This window comes from Kribbella sindirgiensis (assembly GCF_004331435.1).
Lineage (GTDB): Bacteria > Actinomycetota > Actinomycetes > Propionibacteriales > Kribbellaceae > Kribbella > Kribbella sindirgiensis.
This window is the reverse complement of sequence record NZ_SJKA01000023.1, coordinates 40,278-55,492: the sequence shown is the minus strand read 5'-3', so window position 1 is coordinate 55,492 and position 15,215 is coordinate 40,278. Positions and strand designations below refer to the sequence as shown.

The following is a 15,215-nucleotide window of genomic DNA, read 5'->3' as shown; positions in this document are numbered from 1 at the left end:
AGACACCCCCTAAGCCTTCAGGGCCGCCAGCAACTCTTTCTCCTTGGACGGGCTGAGGCCTGCCTTCCGCTCGCGGTCCAGGCCGAGCTCGCGCTCCCAGGCCAGGGTGTCCTCGACGAACTCCCGGCGGGATCGGTGGACGAGGCCGGCCGCGGCCGCCGCCGCACCGCTGCGGGACGACCAGCCCTCGTAGCCCGGCTCGGTCAGCCACATCGCCAACGAGTCCGGGCCCATGTACTGCTCGACCTTCTGCTCCTCCAGCCACTCCCGCGGCGCGAGCACCACCGGCCCGGCGTGACCGCCCACCTCCCGCGCCAGCTCGATCCACTCACCGAACGGCACCACAGGCCCGAACGTGTCGAACGTCCCCGTACGCCCCTCGGTCGCGTTGTCCAGCAGCCATCCCGCGAGGTCCCGTACGTCGATCACCGCCGTCGTCAGCTCGGGCGTGTCGGGCACCAGCAACGGCTCCTCCGGCGCCCGCGCCGCCCGCGCGACCCAGGCGCCCGCGCGATCGGTTCCGTCCCCCGGCCCACCGATCAGACCGGCGCGAGCGATCACCAGCCGATCCCCGACCACCTCGCGCGAGGCGAGCTCACACGCGACCTTCGCCTCGCCGTACAGCTCCCGATCGGCCACGTCGTCCGCGGTCGGCTCCCGCAGGGCCGCGGTCTCGTCCGCGCCGGGAGTGTCGTACTTCTCGTACGCGTTCACCGACGACACGTACGTCCAATGCTTGGCACGGGCACCGAACGCCGCGAGCGCGCCCTTCACGAAACCGGGCTGCCACGAGACCTCGAACACCGCGTCCCAGTCCTGTACGGGCACCGCGTCGTACGCGTCCGGGCTGCTGCGATCGGCCGCGACCAATGTCGCACCGTCCGCCACCGTGCCGCTCTCGCCACGGGCCACACACGTCACCGCATGCCCGCGCGCGATCGCCTGGGTCGCGATCTCCCGACCGAGCCACGCCGTACCACCGAGGATCAGAATCTCCATACCGGCCAGCCAATCAGGCCCGGCCGGCATTGCCCAGGCGCCTCTGCCGAGGGCAGAAACACCCGATGCCCTCGTCACGTCACCGTAATCGTCGCCCCCTTGCCAGGCAGGCGATCCGGGCGCACTGTCGAACCAGAAGACACCCAGGGGTGAGTGTCTGTGGAAACAGGGGGAAGTGATGGCTGGTTTCGTTCAGATCATCGAGTACCGGACGTCCAAGCCGGACGAGGTCGCGGCGCTGCTGGAGGACTTCCGCGCGAAACGCGAGGCCGAGGGCGACGGACCGGCGCCGACCCGCGGCATCACCTGCGCCGACCGCGACGAGCCGGGGCGCTACTTCGCCATCGTCGAGTTCGAGTCGTACGAGGCGGCGATGGAGAACTCACAGCGTGCCGACACCACCGAGATGTCGGAGAAGATGATGGCGCTGTGCGACGGTCCGGGCGCGTTCTACAACCTCGACAAGATCGCCTCGATGGAGTGAATCCTCAGGTACGGCGTACGCCGGCTCGCCCAGGCGTACGCCGTACCGAGGTGACCGGTGCCGGGAGGGGTTTGGGCCGGCACCGGTGGATCGGGACCTCAGCGGAAGGCGCGGTACGACGACGTGGACGGCGGCGCCGCGCCGTACGGGCCGAGGTCGCGGTCGGAGTGCAGCGGGTCGGGGTCCTGCGGCTCGGGCGCCGAGTGCAGGTCCGGCCACGGCCGCGGCGGGAGGGACTCGCGGGGCGGCAACTGAAGGTCGGGATCGGGACCCCGTTCGGGGTCGAGCCACTCGACCGTCGTGGCCCCGCCGTGCCCGTGGATCGCGACGACGGAGTCGATACCGTCCCAGACGGTCGTGGTCGGATAGTCGCCGTACCAGCGGAGCGCGACCGCGCCGTCGGTGAACTGCACACCCTCGGCGACGGGTCCGGTGCCGCTGACCCCGGAGACATCTTGATGACGGATCAGCCGGAAGCGACGGGAACTCATTTCGGCGCTACCTCCCAGAGCCGCTCCCCCGGCAGCTTCCGTTCCGGTCCTGGATCGTGGTCCGGCACCGGGTCACTGGTCACCCGCAACCCGGCGAACCTGCGCGACATGGCCGCGGCGTACCGCTCGGCCAGCTCCGCTTCGGCCCGGTAGTCGGCGACCACATGGTCCCCGAACCAGACCCTCACCCGACGACGCTCCACCCGGACCGCAGCCGGGCGCGGATCACCACCGTCAGGCATCTCAATACACCCGGCACCGAGTCGAGCCGGATCCCATCAGCGACCTCGCAAGACAACCCTTCACGGCAATCACTTCCACTTCCCTGTGGGGATGGGTTCACAGGTAGTGACGGCCCGCCCAGCCGTTCATGACGCGATTCCACAGAAAAATCTCACACCCAGTGAGAAGGCCCACGGAGGACCCATCAACGTCGGGCGACCCAGGGTTCCCAGGTGCTCAGGTCGGGGTCGTCGACGGTCGTGCCGGGGTCGAAGGTGTGGGTGCCGCGGCCTGGGAGGGACGCCGCGACGAGCACCTCCACGTTGTGCGACAGGAGCGCTGGTACGTCGCTCAATGCGTCGACCAACCGCTCGAACATCAGCCGGGCTTCTTCCGCCTGCGCGTCCTTCCGCGTGCGGTACTGGACATCGACGACAACGGCGTATCCGTCCATCGCCTGGACCTCGTCCGGCTCCGGCTCGAAGGTGTTCGGACCGATGTAGACACCGACGACCCCATCGGACGTCCGCGCGCGGACCTTGTACTGCAGCTCGCCCGTCTCGGCCCGCAGATCTCCGTTGAACTCCAGCTCCAGTACGCGGGCCACCCGCTCAGCCGCCACCTCCAACGGCTCGTCCAGCGCCAGGAAGATCTCATCGCTGTCGGCCATCACGACTCCTTCACAAAGGTCACCAGACGTCCATCCCCAAGAATCACATGCACCATGCTCGCCACTCGTGACCCCGGCTGCCCGCAGGCCCGCCGAAAGGCCCGAAGCGCGTCGTCCTCCGACAGACCGATCGGACGGCCGTCGATCACCACCTCGCCGTCTCGTCCAGCCTGTTTGCTGCCGGTGTTCATGTTCCGCTTGAGGGCACTGTTCTTGCCGCTCGTCGGTGTCTTGAACTCGACGACGACCCCGCTGCTGGAACCCGACTTGCGAACCATGACGTCCGGATTCTTCTTGTGCGGTGTGTCGTGGTCGGCCAGGCGGGCGTCGATGCGCCAACCTTCCTCGGCCAGCCGCTCCGCGATCGCCAGCTCCTGCGGGTCGAACGTGCGCGTCGGATCGTGCACCCCGGGAGTGAAGTCGACCTCGAGGGGCCGGACGTCGAAGGCGGGATCGAGATCCGGTACGTCGAGCGGCGGGAGTTCGAGGTCGACGATGAGCGGGGCGGGAGGGTTCTCGGGGTAGTCGAAGGTGGCTTCGATGTGGTTTGTGGTGATGGTGAGGGTGGCGTGTTGCCACTTCTCGGTGTTCTCGTCGGTCATGGAGTCGAGGAGGGTTTTGACGGCTTCGGTGAGGGTGGGGTCGATGTCGAAGTCGCGGGTCAGGCGTTCGGTGCGTTTCTCGTCTTCCTTCTCGTCGCGTTCCTCGAAGATCACCTCGCCGGTTTCGGTGACGGTGATTTCCAGCTCCAGGAGGTTTTCGTCGTCGCGGTCCCGGTCGTCGTCGTCCTTCTCGTGGGCCTTGCGGTAGTTCTCGAAGGCCTTGCGGGCGACTGTGACCAGGGGCGGCTCGTTGTCCTCGGCAACCTCCAGGTCCTCGTACGTCGCGGTCAGGCGTCGCGTGCGGATCTCGGCGCCGGTGCCGCTGGTCGCCTTGTTGCGGTCGGCGGAATCGGACGAGGGGCGGTTGGTCGACGGTCCCGCCGTACCGACCAGGCCTTCGGCCCAGCCGCGCGCCTTGGGCGGTGCCATCGACAGGAAGTGCGCCGCGGCTTCGCAGGCGCGTGCCGCGGCGTCGAGCTGCTGGGCGGCGACGGTCGCCTGCCCGCGGGAGGCGATCAGCGCGACCTGTGCGTTCTCGCGGCAGCGCGCGGCCGTCCGCAGCAGCTGGTCGACGACCCGGGGGATCTCGTCGAAGCAGTCGATCAGGCCGCGGGCGACCCGCTGCAGCTCGGACGGCACCTTGGTGGCTCGGGCGTCAGATCTGGTCGGCGTAGTTCTTGCAGCCGGCCGAGGCGATCTCCAGCGCCTCGGCGGCCTGTTCGACGGCCTTGCTGGCGGCCTCCAGGATCTCGGTGATGTCGCGGTCGATGCCGGTGGCGGTCCCCGCGATCAGGCTCTCCACCAACTGACTGTGCTGCGTGAACCGGAGCTTGAATCCGGCCAGGCCACCGGCTGCCTGCTTGGCCTCCATCGAGACCTGGTGCAGCTGTTCCTTGAGCCGCAGTACGTCGGACACCTCAACCCACTCCCAAACCTAGTTGCGCTTCTTCGGCAGCACGATCGCCGTACCGGCCACGACGACCGGGACCAGGATCCCGAGCCACCACGGCAGACCGGCCGCCATCGCGACGACGACGAGGACCGCGCCGCCCCAGCCCCACCAGCGCGCGCCGGGCAGCCTTGGCAGCCCGAGCACCCGCGACGCGGCCAGCATCGTGACGGCGGCGATCGCCGCGGCCTCGACCCCGGCCAGGAACGATCCGGTGAGCACCCATACCAGCACGAACCCGACCAGTGCCAGGACCGCGCTGATGGTACGCCGCTTGCGCTGCTCCTGGAGCGCGCGGGCCGCCGTCCGCAACTCCTCCAGCTGGTCGACCGACTCTGCGAGCTGCTTGGTGATCCGCTCCGCGACCGTCTCGATGTCGTTCAGCGCGCGGATCTCGGGCAGCGTGTGGTTCGCCCGCTCGCCGTCAGCGGGCAGCCCGGCGCGCTGCAAACTCTCGGCCGCCTTGTCGGCGAGCGAGTTCAGCCGGGTCTGCAGTTTCCGTCCGCGTTCGGCCATCGCGTCGGCCTCGGCGGCCGCGGTCGCCTCGGCTTTCGACTTGTGCGCCGTCACCCGATCCTGTGCCTGCTGCGCGTCGGCCCGCGCCATCGCGACAGTCCGCAGCGCGCGCACGTACTCGGACCACTCCTGCGCTTCTGTTTTCATCGGCGTACCAGCTCCACGGCGCGATCGACCTCGTCCGACCGCAGTGCGGCGAACGGTACGACGACCTGTGCCTCAGGATGCAGCCCGTCCCACAGCAACGCCCGATGCGGTTCGGAGGCCCACCGCACCAGCGGACCCGCCACCGCGCGTACGCCGTCCTGCGGGTGCCGGAGGAACAGGTGGGTCGCGACGTTCGCCCGCCCGTACCCGAGCTGCTCGGTGCACACGTGCAGCCGGTTCCACCACCCGAACGTGATGAGGCCCTGCGCCGGCCCGTCCCGCACGATGTCCTGCAACGCGTTCGCCGGGCTCTCGAAGAACCCCTCTGCATGCAACTGCATCCGCGGTACGCCGTGGAACCCGAAGCCGATCAAGTACGTCCCGCCGGCCTCCCCGCTGCGCATCGCATCCCGCAGCGCGAACATCCGCGGCGCGATGTCGTCGTGCTTGTCCACGGTCTCGACCTCGCACCCGAGCTGCCGCAGCACCTGCACCAACGCATCCTTGCCCTCAGCAACGGACGGTGCCGAGTTCGTACCGTCCATGAAGAGGAACCGCGGCGGCTCCACGGCTGATGCGGCCGTCGACACCGCCAGCCCGGTCAGTACGCCGAGCGCGTCCGGCGGCCCGTCCCCCAGCACCAGTACGCCGGCGCCGGGCTCCGGCCGTACCTCGACCGACACCGGCTCCTCGGTCACCGCGATCGGCAACCCGGTCCACGGCCGCCCCAACTCGGGCTTCACCGCCGTCGCCGTGTCCGTCAACCGCGCCGGCTCAGCCAGATGGAACACCCGCGGCGGATGCACCGCCGAACCCGCGCGCGTCCACAGCTCCTCCCGCAGCGAGTCCAGCACGGGCTTGTCTGCATAGCTCACGAGCACGTGCTGGTTGTCGTCCGGCGACCCGAAGTTCGCGTTCAGCACCGCCTCGCCGCGGAACTGCAGCTCGGCCGCCGCCGTGTTCCCGCTCCGCAGGATCGCCTGCGAATCGGCCGGCGTCGTCTTCAACGCGATCCGGTACGGCACCTGCCCGAAGATCGAGTCCCGCCGCGTCGACAGCCGCTTCACACCCTCGATCGTCTGCGTCGCCAGGACGACGTGAACGCCGTACGCGCGCCCCAGCCGCACCAACCGCTCCAACAGCTTGGCCGCCTCGTCCGCCAACTCGTCGTCGTCCTCGAGCAGCACCTGGAACTCGTCCAGTACGACGAGGATCCGCGGCGGCCGCTCCGGACCCGGGGGCAGCTCCGCGATATCGGCGACGTTCCCGTGCGACTTGAAGATCTCGCTGCGCCGCGCGAGTTCGTCGGACAGATGACGCAGTACGGCCAGACCGAACGCGCGGTCGCTGTGCACGCCGAGCACGCGGATCTGTGGCAGCCAGTGCGGACGGTCCGGGCCGGGGCCGAGCGCCGAGAACTCGACACCGTGCTTGAAGTCGAGCAGGTACATCTCCAGGTCGGCCGGGGAATACCGCGCGGCGAGACCGTGGATCAGGACGAGCAGCAGGTTCGACTTGCCCTGGCCGACCGCGCCGCCGACGAGCACGTGCGGCAGGGCCGGGTTGCCGCTGCGCAACCGCACCAGCGCCGGCGTGCGGTCGTCGTACCCGATCACCGTCCCGACCTCGTCCTTGACCGGCTGCCACCAGGTCGAACGGTCCGGCAGGGTCCGGTCGAAGTCGATGGTCGGGAGGACGGCGATCTCGGCCTGCTCGGCGATCACGTCACAGATGCCCGCGGCAACGGTCGCGTCGAACGGCGGATCGAGCCGGGCCGGCGGCAGCTGCGCGACCTCGACGCGATCGTTGACGATGGCCACCGGATTGAGGAGATCGAGCAACTGTTTCGAGTCCACGTCGAGCTCGGCCGCCGTGGACGCGTCGTAGTGCACGAGGAAGCAGATACCGCGCTTGCCCGCGGTCGCGGCCAGCCGGAGCAGGTCGCGCTGGGCGAGTGTGTCGATCCCTGACGGGTAGTCGAACAGGACGACGATCCGGTAGGGATCGGTGACCTGGCCGGTCTCCTTCAGCAGGTCCTCGAACCGCTCGTGCCCGAGCTGCGCCTGCCGGCTCGCGCGCAGCGACGACACGTCGACCAGGCCGGACAGCACGGTGTGCAGCTGCTCCGCGGTATGTGTTGCCCTGGGCACCAATTGCGGGTACTTCGTGGTCAGATGACCGAGCAGCCCCATCATCCCGGTCAGCCGCGGATCGAACGCGTCGATGCGCAGCCGGAACGGTTCGGCCGCCGCCACGAGTCGCAGCGCGACGCTCTGCAGCAGGCGGCGTGCCGACTCGTTGCGGTCGCCGGTCACCTTCCAGCCGTTGGTGCGGAGCAGCGGCGCCACCACCGGCGTACCGGCCTCCAGCTCACCGACCCGGACGTACGCCGGAACGCCCGCGCCGACCAGTTGACGCGAACGCCAGCGGGCGTCGTTCGGCGGGATCGACGCCAGACCCGGCGCGAGCCGGTCCGCGAGCAGCCGTGCCTTCGGCTCGGCCTCGGACAACGCCTCCGCGGTCTTCGCGTCGACCAGGGACCGCGACTCACGCCGGGCGGCGGCGGTCTGCTCCTGCAGTTGACGATGCAGCTTCACGGCGCGCTGATGCTCGCCGTACGTCAGCCGCCGTGCGTTGTCCAGCAACTGCCCCAGCGCGTGCTGCAAACCGCGGATCCGCGCTTCCAGGAGCTCCGGCGCAACCGGTCCCCCGTCAGGCTTCTCCGTCACGAGCATCGTCCTTCCACACTTGCCCCGCGACCGTACAAACTGCCTGGTGTAACCATGTCATACCGGCAGTCCCAGTGGTCACTCAGGCATCAGTAGTCTCACGGGGCGACAATCTCCAGTTCGTAGCCGTCGGTGTTGTGGAGGAAGGCGGCGTAATGCTGCGGGCCGCCGGCGTAGGGATGGCGGTCGGCGAACATCAGCGTCCAGCCGTGTTCGGCGGCCTCCGCGACGATGCCGTCGACCTCGGCCCGGCCGGCCGCGTTCAGCGCCAGGTGGTTCATCCCCGGCCGCATCCGGTCGTGCTCGGCGGCCGACAGCGCGGGGCTCTGCTCGACGACGACGTAGCAGCCGTCCGGGGCGGTCCAGGTCATGCCGCCCGGCCAGCCGTCACCGTCCTTCCAGCCGAGCCGGTTGAGCACCCAGCCCCAGCTCGTGACGGCCCGGGACAGGTCCGGGACCCAGATCTCGACGTGATGCACCGCGGCAGCCATCGGAGCATTATCTGTGCTCGGCGTGATGGTGCGACACGGCTGTCGAGATCCCTGCCGCGATCGCGCCGGAAACCAGCAGCCAGACCAGCGCGGCGAGCAGCCACGGCCACCACGGCCGGACCTGCGCGGCCTCGGCGACGGCCTTGCCGAACAGCCCGCCCGCCGGCGCGAAGACGAGCACGAGCACCAACCGTGCGAACCTCGTCTCCCTGGTCATTTCTTCATTGTGCGAGGCGTCCGCCGACCCTGCAGAAACCTTGGCGTTTCGCGCCCGGTCATCTTTCTGTCCGTGGGAGGGTTTACGGTCTCGGTGACAGACAACAGATCGGGGCTTCGTCGTGGGTACCACCCGGATCGAGAGCACGGCGTACGGCGCCGCGGCTCTGGAGCGCTTGGAAGCCGTCGTCGCGCGGCTCAAGGCCGACGATCCGATGACCCCTGTCACCCTCCTCCTGCCGAACAACCTGGCCGGCGTGATCGCCCGCCGCCACCTCGCCCGGTCCACGGTCGCCGGTCTGTACCTGGCGACCCTCGAGCGACTCGCCGAGCAGATCGCCGCCGGGCTGCTGTCGCCGCGACGTCCCGCGACCCGTCCGATCGTGGCGGCCACCTGGCGGACAGCACTCGCGAAGGCCCCTGGCATCTTCGACGAGGTCGCAGAGCACCCGTCGACCATCCAAGCGCTTGCATCCGCCCATCGCGAGCTCCGCGACCTCACCGAGCCGGCGCTCGACAAGGTCGCGAAGGCCTCGGCGCTCGGGCCCGATCTGGTCCGTCTGCATCGGCACGTGACCGCCGAGCTGGCCGCGGACTGGTACGACGCAACCGATCTGCTCCGCGCCGCCACATCCCGGATCGCGGCCTCGCCGGCGACAGTCGATGAGCTGGGCGCGCTGGTCCTGTATCTCCCGCAGGAGCTGACCCAGTCCGAGGCCGCGTTCGTCGCCGCGCTGGGCGAAGCCGCCGCTGATCTGACGGTGATCGTCGGACTGACCGACGTACGCCGCGCCGACCGCGCCGTCCGGCGATCGCTCGACCGGATCGGGATCGACCTGCCCACGTCGATCTCGAAGAACTATCCGGTCGCGACCGAAATTCTCAACGCGTCCGACGCCGACGACGAGGTGCGGTGTGTGGTGCGGGACGTCGTCACGGCGTTGCAGCACACGCCGGCACACCGGATCGCGGTGCTGTACGCCGCGGCCTCGCCGTACGCACGGCTGCTGCACGAGCACCTGGCGGCCGCGCGCATCGAGGTGAACGGTCCGGGCACGCGTCCGGTGCACGAGCGGGCGATCGCGCGGACGCTCCTCGAAGTACTCGCGCTGGTCGATCAGGATCTGCCGCGCGCCGACGTGTTCCGCGCCCTGGCGAACGCGCCGACCCGGGACTTCACCGGCGAACGCATCCCGGTGCCGCAGTGGGAGCGGATGTCACGGGCGGCCGGGGTGGTGCGCGGGGACGACTGGGACACGCGACTGGCGCGGTATGCGCAGTCGGAGCGGCGGACCGCTGACCAGGAGGAAGCGGCCGAGGACCCACGGCCGGCCGCGGTGCGGCGCGCGCAGTACAACGCGTCGACGGCGGAGCGATTGCATACGTTTGCTTCGACCTTGCGTCAACGGCTTGGCAGTTTGGCTGCGCTGGAGACCTGGGCCTCGCTGTCCGAGGGTGTGCTGCAACTCTTCCACGACCTGCTCGGGGACTACTCGTCCTTGCCGGTCGAGGAGCAGTACGCCGCGGCCGCGGTCGAGGGGTCGTTGAAGGGGCTGTCGACGCTCGACGAGCTCGGCACGCCGGCCAGTCTCGCCGTACTGCGGGATGTGCTCGATCTGGAACTGCAGCAGTCACTCCCCCGAGTCGGCACGTTCGGGACCGGCGTACTGGTGGCGCCGTTGTCGGCGAGTGTCGGGCTGTCTGCGGACATCGTGTACGTCGTCGGTCTGTCGGAGGATCTGTATCCGGGCCGCGTGCACGAGGACGCACTGCTCCCCCATCGGGTGCGCGAGGCGGCCGCGCCGGAGTTGGCGTCGTTCCGCGATCGCCTGGACGAGAAGCAACGGCATCTGCTCGTCGCGTTCTCGGCCGGTGCGCGGGTGGTCGCGTCGTTCCCGCGCGGCGACCTGCGACGGTCGTCGCGGCGGTTGCCGACACGCTGGCTGCTCGGGTCGCTGCGCGAGCTGACCGGTGACCACACGTTGCCCGCGACACAGTGGGACCGGTACGGCGACGTGCTGCAGACGTCGGCGTCGTACGCCGGTTCGTTGACGACGGCAACGATGCCGGCGACCGAGCAGGAGTGGCAGACGCGGGCGGCGGCGGCGCGGCTGTGGGTTCAGGACCGGGTCCTGGTGCGGGCGCGGGAGTTGTTGCGGGGGCGTGCTTCGGCGGCCTTCACGCGCTTCGACGGTGACCTGTCCGGCGTGTCGGGGCTGCCCGAGTTCGCGGTCGAGGATCGGATCGCGTCGCCGACGTCGCTGGAGTCGTACGCGACCTGCCCACACGCGTACTTCGTCGAGCGATTGCTGCAGGTGGAGCCGTTGGAGGCGCCGGAGGACCTGCTCGTCATCTCACCGATCCAGATCGGGAACCTGATCCACAACAGCCTGGACGCGTTCGTGACGCGGCTGGCCGGTTCGTTGCCTGGGTACGGCGAGCCGTGGACGGAGGAGCAGCGATCGCTGCTGCTGGCGATCGGCGCGGACCTCGCGGACCAGTTCGAGGCGGAGGGCCTGACCGGGCATCCCCGGCTGTGGCAGCGCGAGCGATTGCGGATCCTCGGCGACCTGATGGTGCTGCTCGCCGACGACGACCGCTGGCGTGCGTCGCGGTCCGCGTCGGTGGTGGCCAGCGAGCTGACGTTCGGGTTCGACGGCGAGCCTCCGGTCGAGATCCCGGTGCCGTCCGGGCGGGTGCTGCTGCGCGGATCGGCCGACAAGGTCGACCTTGGCGCGGACGGCACGATCTACGTGACGGACGTGAAGACCGGCGGTTTCTCGCGGTACGAGGGCATCGAGGCGGACCCGGTCGCGGGCGGCACGAAACTGCAGCTGCCCGTGTACGCGTACGCGGCCCGCGCGCGGCTGGGCGAACCCTCCACACCGGTCGAGGCGTCGTACTGGTTCGTCCGCCGCGGCGGCAAACGGATCCCGGTCCCGCTGACCCCCGAGGTCGAGGCACGGTACGTCGACACGCTCGATGTGATCGTGTCGTCGATCGCGGCCGGGCACTTCCCGCCGAAGGCACCCGAGGTGCCGGACTTCCTGTGGGTCCAGTGCCCGTACTGCAACCCCGACAGCCTCGGCCACAGCGAGGTCCGGGCCCGCTGGGACCGCAAACGCCACGACCCGGTGCTGGAACGGCTGGTGCGGCTCATCGACCCGACTGCCCTTGCTGCTGAGGAGGTCGCCGATGAGTGAGCAACTCCTCGACGGGGCCGCACGGGACCGGATCCGCTCGGACACCGACACCACGCTGTTCGTCGAAGCGGGCGCCGGGTCCGGGAAGACGCACGCACTGGTCGAGCGGGTCAGCACGCTGGTGCTGCGGGACGGCGTACCGCTGCGAACGATCGCCGCCGTGACCTTCACCGAGAAGGCAGGGGCGGAGCTGCGGGACCGGCTGCGGGTCGAGTTCGAGAAGGCGCGGAAGGGCGACGATCGACACCTCGCCGACGCCGCGCTGGACGATCTGGATTCCGCGTCGATCGGCACGCTGCACGCGTTCGCGCAGCAGATCCTGCTCGCGCATCCGATCGAGGCCGGGCTGCCGCCGCTCATCGACGTCCTCGACGAGGTCGGCTCGTCGGTCGCCTTCGAGGAACGCTGGGCCGAGCTGCAGCAGCAACTGCTCGACGACGACTCGATCGCCGAGCCGCTGCTGCTCGCGATGGCGGTCGGGGTCGAGCTGAAGCATCTGCGATCGCTCGCCCGCCTGTTCGGCAACGACTGGGACCTGATCGCGGACCGGGTTCTGGTCGAGCCGCCGGAGCTCGTCGCGATGCCGGACCTCAGCGGCCTGATCGCCGCGGCCGCGCAGATCGGCGCGGCCGCCGAGTCGTGCCTGGACCCCGAGGACCGGCTGCTGCCGAAGGTCCAGCAGATCCGCGAGCTCGGCCTGACGCTGGACGCCGCGTCCGATCAGGAGACCCAGCTGGCGCTGCTGCAGACGTTCCGCGGCCTGAAGGTGGGGCGGATCGGGCGCAAGGAGAACTGGCCGGACATCGCCAAGGTTCGCGCGGACTGCACCGAGGTCGTCGAGGTCGCCGGCTCCCTCGTCGAGCTGCTCCTCGACGCTTGCCTACGGCATCTTTCGCACTGGATCGCGGAGCGCGTGCTGGAATCGGCCGAACTCCGGCGCACCGAGGGACGGCTCGAGTTCCACGACCTGCTGGTGCTCGCGCGCGACCTGCTCCGGCGCGACCCCGACGTACGCGCAGACCTCCAGGAGCGTTTCGAACGGTTGCTGCTCGACGAGTTCCAGGACACCGACCCGATCCAGATCGAGCTCGCGGTGCGGATCGCCGGCGGCGCCGACGCGGACGCCACCGACTGGCACGACGTCGAGGTCCCGGAGGGGCGGCTGTTCGTGGTCGGCGACCCGAAGCAGTCGATCTACCGGTTCCGGCGGGCCAACATCGCGACGTACCTCACCGCCCAGCAGCTCCTGGGCGAAACCGTCGCCCTCACCACGAACTTCCGCACGGTGCCCCCGATCCTGAGCTGGATCAACACGGTGTTCGGCACCCTCATCCAGGCCCACGAGTCCGCTCAGCCGTCGTACCAGTCCCTCTCCGCCCACCGCACCAACCCGACCTCGGCCGGCCCTACCTCCACCAGCCCTGTTGACGCCTCGCGCCCCGCACGCTCGGGTGCCGCCTCTGTGCCGCCGCCCGACGCCCCCGTCAAGGGCGATCAGCTCTCGATGTTCGACTTCTCCTCAGACACCGAGGATCAGGTGAGCGATCTCGCGGCCGTCCTCCCGTTCCGCCGGCGCGGCACCGACGTACCGGCCGAGCCACCGGCCGAAGAAGACCCAGCGGCCGGTCCGGCCGTCACGATTCTCGGCGCCACCCCGCACGACGACCTCCCGCGCGCACAAGCCTCCGTCCTCCGCGAACGCGAAGCCACCGACGTCGCCGCGGTCATCGAGGAAGCGCTCCGCGAAGGCTGGCTGGTGTACGACGACCGCGCGGAAACCTGGCGTCCCGCGGAAGCGGGAGACATCGCAGTACTCGTACCGGCCCGCACCTCGCTCCCGTTCCTGGAAGAAGCTCTCGACCGCGCCGACATCCCGTACCGCGCGGAAGCCAGCTCCCTCGTCTACCAGACCGCCGAGGTCCGCGACCTGCTCGTCTGCGCCCGCGCGCTCGGCGACCCGAGCGACCAGCTCGCTCTCGTCACGACGCTCCGCTCGCCGCTGTTCGGCTGCGGCGACGACGACCTGTACACCTGGAAGGTCAACGGCGGCAGGTTCCTCCTCAACGCGCCGATCCCGGACTCTCTGCTGACCCACCCGGTCGGCGAGGCGATGGAATGGCTCCGCCGGACGTACTACGCGGCGCGCTGGCTCACCCCCAGCGAGATCCTCGCGAAGATCGTCGCCGACCGCCGCATGCTGGAAGTCGCCGCGATCGGCCCCCGCGCCCGCGACGCCTGGCGCCGGATCCGGTTCGTCGTCGACCAGGCCCGGGCCTGGTCCGAGGTCGAGCACGGCGGCCTCCGCTCGTACCTCGCCTGGGCCGCCCACCAGGGCGAGGAGACATCCCGCGTCGCCGAGGCCGTCCTTCCCGAGACCGACGCCGACGCGGTCCGGGTGATGACGATCCACGCCGCGAAGGGCCTCGAGTTCCCGATCGTGATTCTGTCCGGCATGACTGCCTCTCCGAACCGTCAGCGCGGCGTTCAGGTCCTGTGGCCGCTGCCCGGCGGGTACGCGGTGAAGCTCAAGTCATCCGTCCAGACCGAGGACTTCGACCTCGTTCAACCCGTCGACGAACAGATGGACGACTACGAACGCCGCCGCCTGCTGTACGTCGCCGCGACGCGCGCCCGCGACCACCTGGTCGTCTCACTCCACCGCTCCGGCAACCGCCGCCACACGAGCAACGCCGAACTCCTCGCCAGCGCCGGCGGCGTCGACGCACCCCACGCCACCCTCTTCACCGGCCCGCCGGTCCCCGACCGCGAACCGACCGCCAACCCCGAAGTCACCCCACCAATCCCCCGCACCGAGTGGGAAACCCGAGCCACCGCCGCGCAGTCAGCCAGCCGAGCCCACTCGGCCCAGTCCGCCTCAGGTCTGGAAGGCACCGCCCCACAACTGGCCCTCACCACCCCTGCCTCGCAGTCCGGCACGGAGCAGCCCGGCGATGAGGGTTTCGCCGCCGATCCGTTCGACCCCGGCACCGCGAAGGGCCCCCGCGACCTCGAGCTGCCGCCCTGGTCCAAGGGCCGCTACGGCACCGCGATCGGTCGCGCGGTGCACGCCGTACTCCAGGTCGTCGACCTCTCCACCGGAGTCGGCCTCGAAGCCGCCGTCTCCACGCAGTGCCTCGCCGAGGGCGTCCTCGAGTACGCCGACGTCGTCACCGCACTCGTCCGCTCGGCACTCGCGTCCGAGGTGGTGAAACGCGCTGCCGCCCGCGACCACTGGCGCGAGTCGTACGTCGGTACGGTGCAGCCCGACGGCACCGTCCTCGAAGGTTTCGTCGACCTCATCTACCGCGAGGACGACGGCCGCCTGACCATCGTCGACTACAAAACCGACGCCATCCCCACCGCAGCCCTGGACGCCCGAGTGGAGTACTACGCCCCCCAACTCCAGGCCTACGCCAAGATCCTCCCCAACACCGCCCCGCCTATCCTCCTCTTCCTCAACCCCACCACCGCGATCGAACGCACCCTCTGATCCGAA

13 protein-coding genes are annotated in these 15,215 nt (G+C 70.0%); 3 read left to right on the top strand and 10 right to left on the bottom strand.

Translation table 11 applies throughout. From position 1 onward, the window contains the following. Positions 1–9: 9 nt before the first annotated feature. Positions 10–999, bottom strand: coding sequence for an NAD-dependent epimerase/dehydratase family protein (locus E0H50_RS38175; protein ID WP_131296027.1), 990 nt, complete (start codon positions 997–999; stop codon positions 10–12). Between the two features lie 178 nt (positions 1,000–1,177). On the opposite strand from E0H50_RS38175, the gene E0H50_RS38170 reads away from it, so the two are divergent. Then, positions 1,178–1,483, top strand: a complete 306-nt coding sequence (locus E0H50_RS38170) for a hypothetical protein (protein WP_131296026.1) — start codon at positions 1,178–1,180, stop codon at positions 1,481–1,483. Positions 1,484–1,581: 98 nt separating this feature from the next. Here the strand turns inward: E0H50_RS38170 and E0H50_RS38165 are convergent, their stop codons facing one another. The 9 genes from E0H50_RS38165 to E0H50_RS38125 form a co-directional block, all read right to left on the bottom strand. After that, positions 1,582–1,974 carry a hypothetical protein gene (locus E0H50_RS38165; RefSeq protein WP_238151631.1) on the bottom strand — a complete coding sequence of 131 codons (393 nt, stop codon included), beginning with the start codon at positions 1,972–1,974 and terminating at the stop codon, positions 1,582–1,584. Continuing rightward, positions 1,971–2,162, bottom strand: coding sequence for a hypothetical protein (locus E0H50_RS38160; RefSeq protein ID WP_420323273.1), 192 nt, complete (start codon positions 2,160–2,162; stop codon positions 1,971–1,973). Before E0H50_RS38160 ends, E0H50_RS38165 begins: the two co-directional genes overlap by 4 nt. Before the next feature lie 239 nt (positions 2,163–2,401). Beyond that, the gene (locus E0H50_RS38155; protein ID WP_131296024.1) at positions 2,402–2,866 is read right to left on the bottom strand and encodes a hypothetical protein; all 465 of its coding nucleotides are present in this window, start codon (positions 2,864–2,866) and stop codon (positions 2,402–2,404) included. After that, a complete protein-coding gene (locus E0H50_RS38150; RefSeq protein ID WP_131296023.1) occupies positions 2,866–4,107 on the bottom strand; it encodes a hypothetical protein in 1,242 nt (413 codons plus the stop codon). Before E0H50_RS38150 ends, E0H50_RS38155 begins: the two co-directional genes overlap by 1 nt. A 16-nt stretch (positions 4,108–4,123) precedes the next feature. Continuing rightward, positions 4,124–4,384, bottom strand: coding sequence for a hypothetical protein (locus E0H50_RS38145; RefSeq protein ID WP_130388988.1), 261 nt, complete (start codon positions 4,382–4,384; stop codon positions 4,124–4,126). 18 nt (positions 4,385–4,402) lie between these two features. Next, positions 4,403–5,080: a hypothetical protein gene (locus E0H50_RS38140; RefSeq protein ID WP_131296022.1), complete on the bottom strand. Its 678-nt coding sequence runs from the start codon at positions 5,078–5,080 to the stop codon at positions 4,403–4,405. After that, complete coding sequence (locus E0H50_RS38135) at positions 5,077–7,809, bottom strand: FtsK/SpoIIIE domain-containing protein (RefSeq protein ID WP_238151630.1); 2,733 nt, start codon at positions 7,807–7,809, stop codon at positions 5,077–5,079. The genes E0H50_RS38140 and E0H50_RS38135 overlap by 4 nt, the downstream gene beginning before the upstream one ends. A gap of 98 nt (positions 7,810–7,907) precedes the next feature. Next, a complete protein-coding gene (locus E0H50_RS38130) occupies positions 7,908–8,300 on the bottom strand; it encodes a VOC family protein (protein ID WP_131296020.1) in 393 nt (130 codons plus the stop codon). A gap of 7 nt (positions 8,301–8,307) precedes the next feature. After that, entirely contained in the window at positions 8,308–8,517 is a 210-nt protein-coding gene (locus tag E0H50_RS38125; RefSeq protein WP_131296019.1) for a hypothetical protein, read from the bottom strand. A 121-nt stretch (positions 8,518–8,638) separates the two neighbouring features. Here E0H50_RS38125 and E0H50_RS38120 point away from each other — a divergent pair, with 121 nt between their 5' ends. After that, complete coding sequence (locus tag E0H50_RS38120) at positions 8,639–11,719, top strand: PD-(D/E)XK nuclease family protein (protein WP_131296018.1); 3,081 nt, start codon at positions 8,639–8,641, stop codon at positions 11,717–11,719. Beyond that, positions 11,712–15,209, top strand: a complete 3,498-nt coding sequence (locus tag E0H50_RS38115) for a UvrD-helicase domain-containing protein (RefSeq protein ID WP_131296017.1) — start codon at positions 11,712–11,714, stop codon at positions 15,207–15,209. The genes E0H50_RS38120 and E0H50_RS38115 overlap by 8 nt, the downstream gene beginning before the upstream one ends. Positions 15,210–15,215 lie beyond the last annotated feature (6 nt).